General features: G+C 39.7%; 12 protein-coding genes and 2 pseudogenes. 10 read left to right on the forward strand and 4 right to left on the reverse strand.

What is annotated here, in order from left to right:
- Positions 1-24: 24 nt before the first annotated feature.
- The gene (locus AA650_RS14845; RefSeq protein ID WP_053539598.1) at positions 25-1,239 is read right to left on the reverse strand and encodes a DUF790 family protein; all 1,215 of its coding nucleotides are present in this window, start codon (positions 1,237-1,239) and stop codon (positions 25-27) included.
- Entirely contained in the window at positions 1,169-2,725 is a 1,557-nt protein-coding gene (locus AA650_RS14850) for a DEAD/DEAH box helicase (protein ID WP_053539599.1), read from the reverse strand. Before AA650_RS14850 ends, AA650_RS14845 begins: the two co-directional genes overlap by 71 nt.
- Before the next feature lie 608 nt (positions 2,726-3,333).
- Here AA650_RS14850 and AA650_RS26680 point away from each other — a divergent pair.
- Together AA650_RS26680 and AA650_RS14855 are read left to right on the forward strand one after the other, a co-directional pair.
- Positions 3,334-3,519: a hypothetical protein gene (locus AA650_RS26680; protein WP_081424233.1), complete on the forward strand. Its 186-nt coding sequence runs from the start codon at positions 3,334-3,336 to the stop codon at positions 3,517-3,519.
- Positions 3,520-3,524: 5 nt separating this feature from the next.
- Entirely contained in the window at positions 3,525-5,390 is a 1,866-nt protein-coding gene (locus tag AA650_RS14855; protein WP_053539600.1) for a tetratricopeptide repeat protein, read from the forward strand.
- A 144-nt stretch (positions 5,391-5,534) separates the two neighbouring features.
- Here the strand turns inward: AA650_RS14855 and AA650_RS14860 are convergent, their stop codons facing one another.
- On the reverse strand, positions 5,535-6,116 hold the full coding sequence (locus AA650_RS14860) for an Npun_F5749 family FMN-dependent PPOX-type flavoprotein (RefSeq protein ID WP_053539601.1): 582 nt from the start codon (positions 6,114-6,116) through the stop codon (positions 5,535-5,537).
- Between the two features lie 130 nt (positions 6,117-6,246).
- On the opposite strand from AA650_RS14860, the gene AA650_RS28020 reads away from it, so the two are divergent.
- The 5 genes and pseudogenes from AA650_RS28020 to nrdJ (AA650_RS14880) form a co-directional block, all read left to right on the forward strand.
- Positions 6,247-6,429, forward strand: a complete 183-nt coding sequence (locus AA650_RS28020) for a hypothetical protein (RefSeq protein ID WP_199924468.1) — start codon at positions 6,247-6,249, stop codon at positions 6,427-6,429.
- Complete coding sequence (locus AA650_RS14865) at positions 6,430-6,807, forward strand: hypothetical protein (RefSeq protein WP_053539602.1); 378 nt, start codon at positions 6,430-6,432, stop codon at positions 6,805-6,807. It abuts the gene before it with no gap.
- A 15-nt stretch (positions 6,808-6,822) separates the two neighbouring features.
- Complete coding sequence (locus tag AA650_RS14870) at positions 6,823-7,179, forward strand: hypothetical protein (RefSeq protein ID WP_053539603.1); 357 nt, start codon at positions 6,823-6,825, stop codon at positions 7,177-7,179.
- Between the two features lie 240 nt (positions 7,180-7,419).
- Positions 7,420-8,646: pseudogene (nrdJ, locus tag AA650_RS14875) on the forward strand (ribonucleoside-triphosphate reductase, adenosylcobalamin-dependent); the annotation flags it as partial.
- Positions 8,647-8,964: 318 nt separating this feature from the next.
- Positions 8,965-10,038: pseudogene (gene nrdJ, locus AA650_RS14880) on the forward strand (ribonucleoside-triphosphate reductase, adenosylcobalamin-dependent); the annotation flags it as partial.
- 100 nt (positions 10,039-10,138) lie between these two features.
- On the opposite strand, the gene AA650_RS14885 reads toward nrdJ (AA650_RS14880), so the two are convergent.
- Positions 10,139-10,969 carry a DUF3598 family protein gene (locus AA650_RS14885; RefSeq protein ID WP_053539604.1) on the reverse strand — a complete coding sequence of 277 codons (831 nt, stop codon included), beginning with the start codon at positions 10,967-10,969 and terminating at the stop codon, positions 10,139-10,141.
- A gap of 326 nt (positions 10,970-11,295) precedes the next feature.
- Here AA650_RS14885 and AA650_RS14890 point away from each other — a divergent pair, with 326 nt between their 5' ends.
- The 3 genes from AA650_RS14890 (at position 11,296) to AA650_RS28025 (ending at position 15,126) form a co-directional block, all read left to right on the forward strand.
- A complete protein-coding gene (locus AA650_RS14890) occupies positions 11,296-11,514 on the forward strand; it encodes a hypothetical protein (RefSeq protein WP_027401774.1) in 219 nt (72 codons plus the stop codon).
- Between the two features lie 2,694 nt (positions 11,515-14,208).
- Positions 14,209-14,826: a hypothetical protein gene (locus AA650_RS14895; protein ID WP_053541299.1), complete on the forward strand. Its 618-nt coding sequence runs from the start codon at positions 14,209-14,211 to the stop codon at positions 14,824-14,826.
- Positions 14,827-14,985: 159 nt separating this feature from the next.
- Positions 14,986-15,126: a hypothetical protein gene (locus AA650_RS28025; RefSeq protein ID WP_027401772.1), complete on the forward strand. Its 141-nt coding sequence runs from the start codon at positions 14,986-14,988 to the stop codon at positions 15,124-15,126.
- The last annotated feature ends 17 nt before the right edge of the window (positions 15,127-15,143 follow it).

Consider the following 15,143-nt stretch of genomic DNA (forward strand, 5'->3'; position numbering starts at 1 on the left):
ATAAGTGTTCAACCGGACATGATATCACTCCATGACGGCTAATACGGATTTTGGTAAGAGTTTTTCTTTAAACCAAATAATTCTGGCGGGTACGTTATCTAGTTTAATTCCAGCTTTTTCTAGGTTCAATCTTTCGGAAATTGCTAAAATTAAGTTATCACAATTAGCCTTTCTAACTTGAGCAAATTTCTTTTGTAAATATTCTGGTCGCCAATAACCAACAATTTCTAATATAAACACTCTTCCGTCTGGATGAACTAGCCGAAAATCGGGAATCATTACACTACCAGGAATGGGAATTAAATCTACTTCTCGTTCTAATATCCAACCACTTTTTAAAGCATCCCATTTACTGGCAAATGATTCCTCTAACATACTATCATAGGGTTTGCCGGGGGGATAGTGGGAAACTAAGCCACATTCTGAATTGAGGGTGAAACGTCCGGTTTTCCATTCGTTTGTGTAAAAATCACGGGTTTTTAAGGTCGCTGATAAACTCCATTTGGTAACATGAAGTAAGGCGGGAATTAGTTTGGCTATGGCTAAACCGTAGCGGGTGCTGGGAGTAAATAAACTTGTCGGTCCATCTACACTAATTGTGAAACCATGATCAGCATCACCTTCAATATAAGCCATTAATTGAAATAGCTTTAAATAACGAAATAAGAGTTTATATTCTCCGGGAACATTGCGATGAGCATTTAATACTAATTGACTAGCTTTATAGAAAATTCCCTGGACTTGAGATAAATTATAACGATGTAAAACTTCTTCTGGTTTAGGAGTATCAAAAGCAGTTAATATTTTATTTTCCGATAAATCAGCATAAAGTCCATTTTTGATTTGAGCAGCTAAAACTTCTTGATTAAGTTCTTGAGTTAAATTATCAGCAATTTTATTTAAAATCATATCAGTTGATTCTTGACTAGCAACGGATTTTGCTGCTAATGCAAATACTTTTGCTCTTAACATGGGTGGTTCGAGGGGACTAACTATTTCAAAGGTGCAAAAACCACTTTTGAGAATATAAGCTAAACCCCGTTTCATCCGGTAATCTGTGGTATCTCCTTCAAAGTCTGCTAATTGACGTTCTAGTAATCCTTGAGTTTTCCCGACTGCTTCCTGAAAGAACTTAATTAATTCAGTCGCTAAAGTTAAATGTTTTTGATCAAGTTTCAGTCTTTTTGGGATAATTTCTTCGCCGTTTTGGCGGTGTATCAGTAGGTCTGTTGGTAACATCTTTCTTTTCTGGGGAATAATTAATTTCTAATTGTTCTGCTGCTTTTAAATCGCTTTTCTTTCCAGTTCCATAAATAACTTGTAAATTTGCTTTTTGCGGCTTTTCTTCCTGATTGTTATTTTCCCCTCTCCGTCTGGCGGAAGTTCCTTCTTCGCTGGTGTCTTCGGCGATAACTTCATAGAGAATTGCTTGTTTATTTGCTAAATTTCCTTTTCGTAATATTCTCCCTAAACGTTGAATGTATTCCCTGGTTGAACCTGTTCCTGATAAGATAATGGCAATGCTGGCTGCGGGGACATCAACACCTTCATTTAAGACATTGGAAGCAACTAAGGTATTATATTCACCTTCCTTAAACTTAGTTAAAATTTCATGTCTTTCTTTGACTGGAGTTTGATGAGTAATTGCGGGAATTAATAAGTCTTGAGAAATTTGGTAAACTGTAGCATTATCAGCGGTAAAAATTAAAATTCTTTCGGGATAATGGGTAGCTAATAGGTCTACAAGTACCCGGATTTTCCCATCTGTTCCCAATGCGATTTCTTTGGCTTGACGATGTGATAACATTGCTCTGCGTCCAGCTTGAGAACGCGCACTCATTTGCACAAACATCTGCCAACCTTGTAAACTTCCTAAAGATATTTTTGATTGCTTTAAAAAATCATTGCGAGTTTGAATTAACTGATTATATTTTTCTCGTTCTAATTGGGATAATTTAACCTTAATTTGCACAATTTCATGAGCAGCTAAAGCCTTTCCGGCTAAATCTTCAGCGCATTTGCGATAAACTTCTTTACCAATGAGGATGTCTAAATCAGCGTGTTTTCCATCTGTGCGTTCTGGGGTTGCGGACAGTCCTAACCGATAGGGTGCGATCGCATATTCGGCAATGACTCTGTTAAAGTCTGTAGGTAAATGGTGACATTCATCAAAAATTATTAACGCATATTTATTACCCAAACTTTCTGCATGAATAGCCGCACTATCATAGGTAGCAACTAAAATCGCGGTTCTATCCCGTGAACCACCCCCCAGTAAACCTACTTCCCCGTCAGGAAAAGCCGCTACTAAGTGAGCATACCACTGGTGCATTAAATCCAAGGTGGGGACGACAATTAATGTCGTGCGCGGTGTGGCTTGCATCGCCATTTGGGCTAAATAGGTCTTACCCGCTGCTGTCGGTAGCACAACTACCCCCTGTCGTCCTGCGAGTTTCCAAGCCGCTAACGCCTCATTTTGGTGAGGATAGGGAGTCATTTCTAAACTGGCAACCAACTCTAAGGGATAAAAAGCCTTAGCTTGATCAATAAAATCTGTGGCTTCTGCTTGGAGTGCTTCAACTAAGGAACGGTATCTAATTGCCGGAATACGGAATTTTTCAATTCTATCATCCCAGGTTGCATAGTCTATCCATGTTTTACTTCGTGGTGGTGGGTGTAAAATTAATGTACCACGATCAAAAGTTAATGTCGGGTGACGAGCCATTTATTTTTTCTTAGTCCGGTGACACTGATTTAACTACTCATAACGCAAAATGAGCATGATGACTAATATCAATGTCGGTTCTTCGGTACTTGTTATACTAATTAGCCGAAATTCATAAGAACACCCGGTAAGTGGGAAACGAGCGCGTCTTTAGACCTGAGAGGGAAACGACACGAGCGGTTTTAACCGCTGTGGATATTAAAATTGAAACCAGATTTTTGATTGGAATCTGGAAACCAACTCCCATTTCTGGGGTAATGTTAGCTTCGACCTGTTATAAGAGCTTGTTAGGCTTGCAACACTGTTCCAGTGACCTTAGAACTGTTTAATCACAAGCGACAGAGCAGGGAACTAGCTTCGCATTCCGGGGTGTCGTGACTCAAATAACGGCTACCATGAGAGTAAACTCAGGGTGGTCTGGTCAGTACGGCTTGCTTGATTACTCTTGCAAGCCCAGTCCCTTTAGGGCTGGGTTACTGACAGTATAGAAAAAATTAAGACCATCGGTGATGTTTATATAGCGGTTATCGCCCTTGATGCAATACAATCTAGGGCGCAGACCCTGCGCCCCTACAGGCTTTACAATTAGCTGACTGTATCTCGCTCAAGTGCATACTGCTCGCTATATGGCTGTCGCTAGTTTATCTAATTATCGCAGTGATCATGCTCTAGCGATCGCCAATATGGCATTGGATATGCAAAAATCTGTACTTAAGTTTAATCAAAAAAACCCAATTCCCAATCTCCCAACCTGCAACAGCTACAATGAGAATTGTTGTGATGTTCTCTATTAGCTAAAGTGTCAGACCCTTTACCATTGCGCGAGCATTATCTCGCTTTAATTAACGATATTATCGAAACCACTCTCAAGGGTAAAATTAGCTCTGTAGAGCAGGTTTATCAAATGTTGCTCAAAGGTATCACTTCCGGGACTGGGGAGGTGTTTGAGTTAGTTTTGAGCGATCGCCTGAATACGATACAATCTCAGGTAGACTCGGAAACCGATGAACTGAAAAAAGCCAAAGCCACCCGGAGTTTACGCGCGGCTAAAACTATCCAAACTCAATGGCAACGGTGGCAAGAACAAAATAAAGCCACTGAAGCGATATCGCTATCTATGCGGGAAATTACCACAGCCACCGCAGATGAGCGATTAACGGCTTTGCTACGAGCTACTGATCCCAATCAGAAGTATCCCTTAAATTTGTCTCAACTTCAACAGTTAGCCAAATCTTTACAACAATTTGCCGGTGCTAATCAAGATTTTCAGCAAATTGCTGACGGGATTAATCGTGGTATCGCTTCTTGGCAAAGAATCCAAGCAAATTTACTGAATTGGATGTATGAACGCAAAAATTCATTAGGATTTGGAGGTGTACCTGGAGAAAATAGTCCTTGGGCAAGTTGGGCTAAAGTAGTTAATAGTGAAGTTCCCCAAGCATTTTTTCAGATTCTAGCCAAAGAACAATCGGCTTTGGAATTTGCTCAACAACAACAGCAAATTAGTTTGAGTAATTGGGTAGAATTAACAATAGTTTTACAGTTTTTACAAAGGGGTTTAATTAATTGGTTTGATTCCTACGGAGCGCTTCGCTATCAACAAGCTTATGATATTCAAGCAGGTCCTAAATTATCTATTTCCACATTTTTAACCTTTGCCGTAATTTGGAGTCAATTAGCCAGCGGTTTTCAAAATCAAGCAGCAATATATAGCAATGGTGCATCCCAAATCATGCTGCAAATTTTGCGAACCTTTGCCCAACGTCCTTACTTTCCCCTTTACGGTGGGATTTTTGCCTCATTTTCTGGTAGTTATTTACGGGATGCTTTAGATTATTTAGATGCCCCCTTGCGTTCTGCCGAAGGTACTCAAGAAAAAGCCCGGATTTTGACATTATTGGGGTATTCTCAGCGCGGTTTAGGCAGATATGATCGCTCTCTTGATTTTCATCAACAAGCCGTAGAAATAGCTAGAACTGCCGGAGATAAAACCTGTGAAATCGCCAATCTCAATCACCTAAGTCGGACTTATGTACAACAAGAAAATTATGGTGAAGCCATTAATTATAGTCAACGGGCATTAATTTTTAGTAGACAAACTGGAGACAAAACTGGAGAAGCTAATGCTTTGGTAAATCTAGGTTATAGCGAAGTTATGCAAGCCAAGCAAACAGAAATTAGTGAATCGGAAGTTTATGAATCTGCTATTAACTATCTAGAACAAGGTTTAAAATTAGCAGAAAAATTAAACGATTTACAAAGTCAAGCTTTATGTTTTAGTAGTCTAGGAATTGCTTATTTAGTTACTGCACAATATCCATCAGCAATTAAATATTTAGAAAATGCCTTTAAAATTGCCCAAATTTCTGGCGATTTGTATTTACAAGGCAGAAATTTAGCATATTTAGCTGAAGCTAATTATCTTATGGCTAATTATGAAAAAGCAGTTTACTCTGGTAGTTTAGGAATGTATCTTCTAGAGCAAATTGCCTCTGATGAATGGCGAAAACCTGCTGCTTTATTGACAATTATTAGAGGGCAAATTACCACAGACAAATTTCAATTATTACTGCAACAAAATCGCCCGAATATGATTGCTATTATTGGCGTTGATGGATATGATTACATTCCTAGTTTATTAGTGAAATATCAAGAGGATATTTAATTTGATGTTAATAAAATTGTAGATTGGGTTAAGCGAAAGTGCAACCCAACAAAAAAAATTAATCAATGAACTTTCGTTTCTCGATAGGCTTGGTAAAAACAATCAGTACTAAAAATTTCTTAAAGGTTTCCCAGCAGGATTTTTTTAAGGGTTTATTGCTTCTGTCAACCATTCTTGTTGTTCATGGCGATGATAAATCCATCTATTTTGTGGTTCACCCCGCAATTCTAAATGATCTACTTTTACTGGTTCAAGTAATAATAAACAAAAATTTTCTAATGGTTGAATATTGTCTGGTGCTGGTGGTGTAAAAGCTTCCGGTGTTTGTACTCTCATGTCACCAGGAATAGGCCAAGCAAATTGTAACCTAGCTGCATCACTTAATTCTTGCCACATTTTAATTCTCGCAGGTTGTAAATGTGGGTGAGAATCAGCACTTATTAATATTAATTCTCCAGTAATCCGAAATTGTTCTCTAGTGTTAGGAAAATACCAGCAAATTTCCCCTGCGGATTGTTTTGATATTTGTTCAGCTTTTGCACTACGAATATCGGTAATAAATTTTAGCTGGTTGGTATTGTCTAGAAAGCCTCGAAAGACGACGGTACGATTAGCAGGAAAACCATTTTCCCGCACTGTTGCCAGTTGTACATAACGGGCATAAACGAGGCTGCGGTTTTGATGAAGGGCGCGGGTAATCAGACTTCGCCAAGGTGCTAGGGACATTTTTATTTTAATTTATACAAACTTAGATATAGTGCAAAGTGGTAAATTTTTCAATCTTTCATCCTAAATCTACTTGGCGTATAGTCATAGTCTGTCCACAAGTAATCATACTTCATTATGGTTCGAGAACTTGAACGTCAACGTCAGGGTGCAACTTTTCCAGAATCCGCGCCAGCAAGCCAATCCAGTGTTTTTTAGAACCTACAGCCGTCGTACAGATGCAGGTTTGAGAGAAACATGGGACCAGGTGTGCGATCGCACTTTACGAGGTTTAGTTGAACAAAACTTATCCTTAGTTTCAGGAGATATGTAAATGAATAGTGCTGAAAAATTAGTCTTGATTTCTGAACTTGTCAAACTTGGCATTAAGCATACCTCTGAAAAAATAGTCAAGATTGCTAAACAAGCTGACGGCAAAATTGTCTTTTTAGAAGAGGGAAATTCTGACGCAGGACTCCAACATATACTAGAAAAACATTCCTTAGAGTTCGCAGATCAGGGAATCAAGCAAAATCAGATACCGGATACAATCATTGCAGCACTAACAGAAGGTAAAATGATTAGGTATCAAGGACGAAAAAAAACTCGCATGATTTATGAAGTTAACTTTAATGGCAAAACTCACTATATCGCTCTCACTGTCAGCGATAATGGGTATATAGTGGGGGCTAACCCCAGAACTTACCCATAACTTGGTAAATTGACTATGGCAGAAAAAATCAAACTCATGGCTGATTATGAATGCTACCCACTCTGGTGGGCTGGTTCTGATAAAGTTGGAGATATTGATCCAGAAACGATGCCATTAAGTGGAGAAACTGTTAGCCGGTTAGAAAAATGGGCAGATATCTATGATGCAAAGTTGAATTGGGAAGATCCTAATTCATCAGGTTTTCCCACATTAGAGGCTAAAGCAGCTTTTGAACAAGAAGGTATTAGTTTGTGGAAGCAACTGCAAAAAGAACTTGCACCTAATTATGAAGTTATCTATTTCAGTGAGCAATTACGTCAAGTTGTAAATAATATAAATGAATTGGCATCTTTGCTTGCTATCTCTGCTTGATGGATGGTCAACGCAAAAATTACACAGATACCGTATTTTGGAAAATTTGACAAGTAAAACTTTGAGATTCTATTACCCTGATAATGCACTGTCGGGGTATTATACTTAACCTAAAAACAAAAATATAGTTATAATTGACACAGACTAAGCTATAGCGCAAAGTGGTAAATTTTTCAATCTTTAATCCTCAATCTACTTGGCGTATAGTCATAGTTTGTCCATAAGCAATCATACTTCATCATGGTTCGAGAACTTGAACGTCAACGTCAGGGTGCAACTTTTCCAGAATCTGCTCCAGCAGCCAATCCAGTGTTTTTTAGAACCTACAGCCGTCGGACAGATGCAGGTTTGAGAGAAACATGGGATCAGGTGTGCGATCGCACTTTACGCGGTTTAGTAGAACTGGGAAAACTCACCCGTGAAGAAGCTGCCATTTTAGACAAGATGCAGCGAAACATGAAATCCCTCCCCAGTGGGCGCTGGATGTGGGTTGGTGGCACAGATTGGTTAACCAAAGCCAAAAACTTTTCCGGTGCTTATAACTGCACCTCTACTAACCTTGTAGACTGGAGTGCTTTTGGGTTGATGATGGATCTAGCCATGATGGGCTGTGGTACAGGTGCGATCATCGAACCACAATATATTAATCAACTTCCCTCTATCCGTAATCGCCTCAATATCACCATCACAGGTGAAATTGGCAGCACACCCCAAGAACAGCGTCGTGAATTTACACAAACCCATATAGAAGCTAACACCGCTACTATCCACGTTGGAGACAGCCGGGAAGGTTGGGTAAAATCCTATCAAACTCTTTTAGAACTTTCTACGGATGAACGCTTTACAGATGACATTCAGGTAATTGTTGATATTAGCGATGTGCGCCAATCTGGGGAAACCCTCAAAGGTTTTGGCGGCATGGCTAACCCTGTGAAGTTGCCCGGATTGTATCAGCGTTGCGCCTCTATTCTCAATAAGGCAATAGGCAGGCAATTAAATTCAGTTGAATGCTGCTTATTAATTGATGAAGCTGCTGTCACTATTGTTGCGGGAAATATTAGAAGAAGTGCGGGGATTCGTCAGTTTGTTTCTGAAGATGAACAAGGCGCAAATGCTAAAGATAACTTATGGCAACAAGATGCAGAAGGTAACTGGCGGATAGATCCAGAACGCGATTCTCTGAGAATGGCCAACCATAGCCGAGTCTTTCACCACAAACCAACCTTAGAAGAATCTATTGCAGCAGTTCAAAAGCAGTATTATAGTGGTGAAGGAGCAATTCAATGGGCTGGTGAAGCAGTTGCTAGAGCTAATGCTGATTTATTAAATACACCAGAAATCAAAAAAGACTTTTTGCAAGCTTACGACCAAGGAAAAGCCAGAGAATGGATACAAGAATACTATCCTGAAGTTGGTACTGATGAAGTAGAACATCGTTTGGGTAGATATGGATTAAACCCGTGTGGTATTTTATAATACTTGCCTCACGTATAAAAATCAGGCAAAATCGGTGAAAGCTGAGAACAAAGTCGTCTTTTATATAAATTTGTAAGTTTTCTCCAAACTTATATGACAAGATTACTTGCTAATACCGAGGTAACTGGATACCACCAGCACCGTAGAGCGTAGGGGATGAGCGACAAGGAAGCGATAACTCCCCCAAGAGTGCCTGACGCTACAAAGCGAAAATGTACGCCGAGCTTGATTGAATTAAGTTGTCACAAGTTGTAACAACCTCGAAAATCAAGAACTAGAGGATAAAAAGCCTCTAGGGTAACAAAACTGGAGATTATTGGTGCTGACTTCCACTGCAATCTTTCGGAGGTACACTTAAACCAACTCGACCCCGACAACTATAAAGAACAAGAAGAGGCATTTACCGCTGGTGCGCTTTCCGTCGTCGCCCTGTTAAATCACCAATTCCTTGAACCCCGCTATCAATATAGCCGGGAACTTGATCCCATTGTCGGTGTATCCTTCACCGGATTATTTGATTTCTTTGTTCATGCTTTTGGGACAGATTGGTTACGGTGGTGGGAAGCAGGAAGACCCGAAACTCCTGAAGGACTGATTTTTAAACGTGGTGAACAAAAATATCTCAACTTCTGGAAAGATGTCGTTCATAAAGTAGTGTGGGAATATTGCGATCGCCATCAAATCAAACGCCCCAACCGTTGTACCACTGTTCAGCCAGCCGGCACCAAATCCCTCTTAACAGGTGCTTCTCCTGGTTGGCATCCCCCCAAAGCTCAAAGATTCATCCGGCGCATTACCTTCCGTAAAAATGACCCCGTAGCCCTAGCTTGTATAGACTATGGTTACAACGTCATCCCGTCCCAATCTGACAAAGACGAAAACGGCAACTTACTCAACGATCCTTTTGATCCTCGGTGTACAGAATGGTTAGTCGAAATCCCCGTCGCTGTATCTTGGGCTGATTTACCCGGCGCTGATGTCATTGATGTATCTCAGTTTTCCGTCTTAGCGCAATTAGATTTTGTGATGCAAGTCCAAAGTCATTACGTCACCCATAACACCTCAGCCACGCTAGAACTCCGTTCTGAAGAAGTTGAATTATTGGGAACACGCATCTATGAAGCCATTCAAAATGATGAAGGATATATTTCCGCCGCATTATTAGCCCGATTTGACGACTTGCAATCCTTCCCCCGTCTCCCCTTTGAACCCATAGACAAAGCCACCTATGAAAGCCTATCTAAAGAAGTCAAAGCCCGACGGAAAACAGATGATTTCTGTGGGGCGCTAAGTCGTTACGATTTGGGAGAATTATCAGAAGCAGGCCCTAGCGGTTGTGACTCAGATAAATGTATGTTCCCAGAACAGCCACCCACATCATAAAATCCTTTTTCAAAGCCCCCCTCATAGCTTCTTATTAGCACATCTGTTAGATCATAGCCCCCTCCTCGCTTGCGGGGAGGGGGTTGGGGGTGGGGTTTTTCTAGATTTTAGATTCAATCACATGAGTCGAGCTAATCCATTCCCCTTTGTCGCTATAGCTGCGAATTAAACGTTGACGTTCATTCTCTCTAACTAACCAACCAGCTTCCACAAAAAAAGGTTTTCTCAGTTGTAGTTGTAACGGCACATTACTAGAAGTTCCATCAGGTAATAACAAAATCTGTCGAGGAATTCCTTCCATCTCAGAAATGATTTTATTGCCTTCTATTCTGGCTTTTGCAGTAATAATTTGAGATTGGAAAGATAACTTTTGTTCTAAATATCCATCACCGATTTCTTTAATTTCTAAATAAGTAGTATAAGTTGCCGATGGTCTCAAGTCTGAATAAACTGTATGAGCTTTACCTTGCCAATTACCAATTAACTGTTCTACAGTCAGTTGCGGACGTTCATAAGCATCTGTAAAACTGCGAAATTCCCGAATCAGAGTTAAATTAATAAAGTTACCTTGTTGATCATACAATTGTACCAAACGCGATCGCCGGTCATCATCAATAAAACCGTATTCTGCCCCGAACTCAGAAAAAGGAGCTAGTTGCAATGTTCCTTTAGAAAAAGCTCCCGTAGCAAAAAAGATATTCTGCCTTCCTAAAGAACGATATTCCTGTTGATAATCCTGAATAGGAGGACTATCATAATCATAAGAATCAAAACGACGTAATCTAAAAATTACAGCTTGATTATTATCATCAGCTTCCAAATTTAAAATACTAGCAGTAGAATCTAATATCTCACCATTGGGAGAGATTTTAGTAAATGAACCACGCCATTCTCCTAAATTTTTGAGAAAGTTTTCCCAGTTGCTTGTCATAATTTAATTCTTAATTTATATAAGTAGGTGAACACAATAAAACCAAACTGTGTAAAGAAACGTAAAATTGCTGAAAACCTCTTTACTCTTGCCTCTTGTCTGTAACGACAATTTTCAACGCCAACCTACTTAGTTTAACCATAGGAGTTACACAAGTGTCACACTAAAAATCTGTTGTAGGGTGTGCCAGTTGCCTGAGTCCTGAGCCAATGATAAATATCATACAGCCAAATATTATCCAATCAGTTGTTAGTTGCTTCTTAGCCGCCATCTGTTAAGATTAATCAAGAATTAATAATTTTTAAAACCAATACTTGGAGAGTCTAATGTTTATTACTGAATTGTCGCCCCTATTTCGAGAACTAGCCCAACATCCAGTTTCATTTTTAGGTGGGTTCGTTTCTGGTGTCCTCCGACTCAACCTCACCGAAGATCCCGTCAAAAGTTGGTTAAATAAAAAAGGTTGTGGAAATAGCTCTAGCAACCTGAGTACAGAAGTACAAAACGGCAAAGCCAATGGACCGCAACAAATCACAATTGACTAAATCACTCAAGTTATTAGTTATCTAAAGTTTAGGCTGTAAATAGGTAATAGGGAATGGGTAATTACTCGCTATTCCCTATTACCTATTCCCTATTACACTGCGGCGTAAGTGAATGAACTATTTTTAAGCCTTGTAATCAATAGACATCTCCAGAAATTAAAGATGTGTTACCTGAAACCTTTGTAGAGACGTTCTATGGGTAGGGATTCTCGGCTCTACCATCTTTTTTGGAGATGTCTATTAATCTGCAACAGGCTATACTAAGTACAGATATTATAAAGAAATAATTAAGAGTCCTATTATCTATCGCGGTGATCATTCTAAAGTTAGAGCTAAGGATCACAATGGAGTCAGTAACCCAGCCCTAAAGGGACTGGGCTTGCAAGAGTAATCAAGCAAGCCGTACTGACCAGACCACCCTGAGTTTACTCTCATGGTAGCCGTTATTTGAGTCACGACACCCACCGAATGCGTTGCCAGTTCCCTGCTCTGTCGCTTGTGATTAAACAGTTCTAAGGTAACAGGAACAGTGTTGCAAGCAAAACACAAGCTCTTATAACAGGTCGTTCGCGCAGCGTGCCGTAGCATCGGCTAACATTACCCCAGAAATGGGAGTTGGTTTCCAGATTCCAATCAAAAATCTGGTTTCAATTTTAATATCCACAGCGGTTAAAACCGCTCGTGTCGTTTCCCTCTCAGGTCTAAAGACGCGCTCGTTTCCCACTTACCGGGTATTCTTATGAAAGTGATTCTGGAAAAGTTGTCAGATTGGTTCATCCGCAAGTCTGGTATTTAGGCAATAACGAGCTATATTCTGTGTGTAGTCAAGCTGCGCGATAAACAACCATGTTCGCCATTGTGTCAGCTAATATTCCCGTCTGTAAGTGCGACTAGCCAAAGTTACCAAAAACTTGTTGAGTAGGGATATTGCCAGAGACTTGTTTTGATGATAGGGTGAGTTTAGTTTATATTTTTAAGAAAAAACCCCCAGTGGATGTTAGCCGACTAGGGGAGTTTAGTTATCAGGGTGCATCTACCAATTAAGTGTTCTCCAGTGCATAACGATCCTCCGGATAAATTTATATTTAACGAGTTTGTTTTGAGTTCGGGGTTCAACTAGCCACAGGTTTTTGATAACGGTAGAAAAAGAAAAAACCCCCAGAGGTGTTAGCCAGCTAGGGGAAGTTAGTTATCAGGGTGCATCTACTTGTTAACTGTTCTAGGTTTCTATGTGATGCTCCGGAAAAAAAATGGGTACAGGGCAATAATTGTGTGGTGCTAATCACAAACAAGAAAAAACCCCCAGAGGTGTTAGCCAGCTAGGGGAAGTTAGTTATCAGGGTGCATCTACTTGTTAACTGTTCTAGGTTTCTATGTGATGCTCCGGAAAAAAATGGGTACAGGGCAATAATTGTGTGGTGCTAATCACAAACAAGAAAAAACCCCCAGAGGTGTTAGCCAGCTAGGGGAAGTTAGTTATCAGGGTGCATCTACTTGTTAACTGTTCTAGGTTTCTATGTGATGCTCCGGAAAAAAATGGGTACAGGGCAATAATTGTGTGGTGCTAATCACAAACAAGAAAAAACCCCCAGAGGTGTTAGCCAGCTAGGGGAAGTTAGTTATCAGGGTGCATCTACTTGTTAACTGTTCTAGGTTTCTATGTGATGCTCCGGAAAAAAAATGGGTACAGGGCAATAATTGTGTGGTGCTAATCACAAACAAGAAAAAACCCCCAGAGGTGTTAGCCAGCTAGGGGAAGTTAGTTATCAGGGTGCATCTACTTGTTAACTGTTCTAGGTTTCTATGTGATGCTCCGGAAGAAAAATGGGTGCAGGCCAATAATTGTATGGTGCTAATCACAAACAAGAAAAAACCCCCAGAGGTGTTAGCCAGCTAGGGGAAGTTAGTTATCAGGGTGCATCTACTTGTTAACTGTTCATTGTTTTTAACTTATGCTCCGGAAAAAATTACCCAAAAATTGCCGTTTGTCACATACCGAAAAAATTCCTGTGGCTGGTGGTTGGGTAGGGGAGTTGGTTGTTGGGATTTTATCTACTTAATAGTTTATCTACAAATGCTTAGAAACGTTCTTGTCACCCAGGAGCGTTTTTTATTTACCAAAATGAAGAAAGAAAACCCCTAGTGAATTTTGTTCAACTAGGGGGATTGAAGATCAAGGTGCATCTACCAATAAACAGTTCTTTACGGGGATCAAGCAATCCGGATAAAGTGAGGGCATCCCAATAGGTATAAAACCTTTATCATTGGTGTCAACTTAGGCTCAAATCCATACCACATCTCGTTCCTAGTCTCTGACTAGGAATGCAGTTGATGAGGCTCTGCCTCTAATATCATTGAAGGCAGAGCCTTCTAGAATTCATTCCCAGTCAGAGACTGGGAATGAGATGACTTGATTTCTTTGCGGGATAGATGTTTTACGTTAAGTTGACATCGCAATTTTAGCTAAAAATCTTGTATTCATTGTAAGTAGGTTGGTGTTGAAAATTGTCGTTATGGCAAGGCAAAAGGCAAGAGGCAAGAGTGAAGAGGGTTTGGGCGATTTTACATTTCTTTACACAGTTTGGTTTTATTGTGTTCACCTACTTACCCTTAATTAAGAAAATAATTAAATAAACGTTACAATCTATGTAGTTTATGAAAAAAATAGCAATAGTTGAGATCAATAATACTTTTATGAAAGCTAATTTAATATCTAATTCTGCGTCTGATTTTATCAACTCCTTGTCCTGTGCTGCGACTGCATACCGAGCCGGAAATCAATTACCCTCGGCGGAAATAATGGTGAATGCGTTGCTGGAGGCGGAAAAAACCGCCAAGCTACAAAAGTTAAATTATCCTTTTGAATCTCTCAATGGTAAATGGCGACTTTGTTTTGCTACTGGTACTAAAAAAGTCAGAAATCGTGGGGGAATTATTTTAGGTAAGGGTTGGTATGTGCCAAGATTTACGAAAATTCATATTTGCTTGAATCCGTTGGAAACAAAGACTTTAGGAACAGGAGAAATTGCGAATCAAGTCCAATTGGGAGGAATATTATTTAAATTAACTGGACCAATCAAATATTTAGGAAAAAAGAATTTATTGGCTTTTGATTTCATCAAAATGCAGATTAGTTTATTTGATTGGATGTTTGTCAATCAAAATATTTCTGCAAGTAAAGGTGAAATTAAAGATTTTAACGAGCAAGCCATCGCCAAACTGGCTTTTTTTGCTTTCTTTCTAGTTACTGAAGATATGATTGCTGCTCGTGGACGCGGAGGTGGTTTAGCTCTTTGGATTAGAGAAAATTAAATTATTTTTGCACAATATTAAGTAGTAGAGAAGTCCCATTTTCCCTCTTGTTACCAATCTTAAAAAAAATCGTAATAAGAATTTAACACCATCTGGCAGTAGAAAGACTAAAATCAAGACGGACAGATTAGCCCTGTAATAAAGGAGCATTATAAAACAATGTCCGATTTAAATCGCGGAATCATGAAATTTGAAGGTGCAGATTCACCTAAACTGATTACAATCTCCACTGTGGTACTTTTAGGATCAATTGCTGGGCTGATTATTTGGGCGCTTACTGCCGCTTATGCACTAGGCTAAATTCCTTGAATAACATT

The organism is Anabaena sp. WA102, from assembly GCF_001277295.1.
Classification (GTDB): domain Bacteria; phylum Cyanobacteriota; class Cyanobacteriia; order Cyanobacteriales; family Nostocaceae; genus Dolichospermum; species Dolichospermum heterosporum.

Bases quoted from the DNA above. Each gene is read 5' to 3' on its own strand.
- AA650_RS14845 (WP_053539598.1), bottom strand. From the start codon at position 1,239: ATGTTACCAACAGACCTACTGATACACCGCCAAAACGGCGAAGAAATT.
- AA650_RS14850 (WP_053539599.1), bottom strand. From the start codon at position 2,725: ATGGCTCGTCACCCGACATTAACTTTTGATCGTGGTACATTAATTTTA.
- AA650_RS14860 (WP_053539601.1), bottom strand. From the start codon at position 6,116: ATGTCCCTAGCACCTTGGCGAAGTCTGATTACCCGCGCCCTTCATCAA.
- AA650_RS14865 (WP_053539602.1), top strand. From the start codon at position 6,430: ATGAATAGTGCTGAAAAATTAGTCTTGATTTCTGAACTTGTCAAACTT.
- AA650_RS14870 (WP_053539603.1), top strand. From the start codon at position 6,823: ATGGCAGAAAAAATCAAACTCATGGCTGATTATGAATGCTACCCACTC.
- AA650_RS14885 (WP_053539604.1), bottom strand. From the start codon at position 10,969: ATGACAAGCAACTGGGAAAACTTTCTCAAAAATTTAGGAGAATGGCGT.
- AA650_RS14890 (WP_027401774.1), top strand. From the start codon at position 11,296: ATGTTTATTACTGAATTGTCGCCCCTATTTCGAGAACTAGCCCAACAT.
- AA650_RS14895 (WP_053541299.1), top strand. From the start codon at position 14,209: ATGAAAGCTAATTTAATATCTAATTCTGCGTCTGATTTTATCAACTCC.
- AA650_RS28025 (WP_027401772.1), top strand. From the start codon at position 14,986: ATGTCCGATTTAAATCGCGGAATCATGAAATTTGAAGGTGCAGATTCA.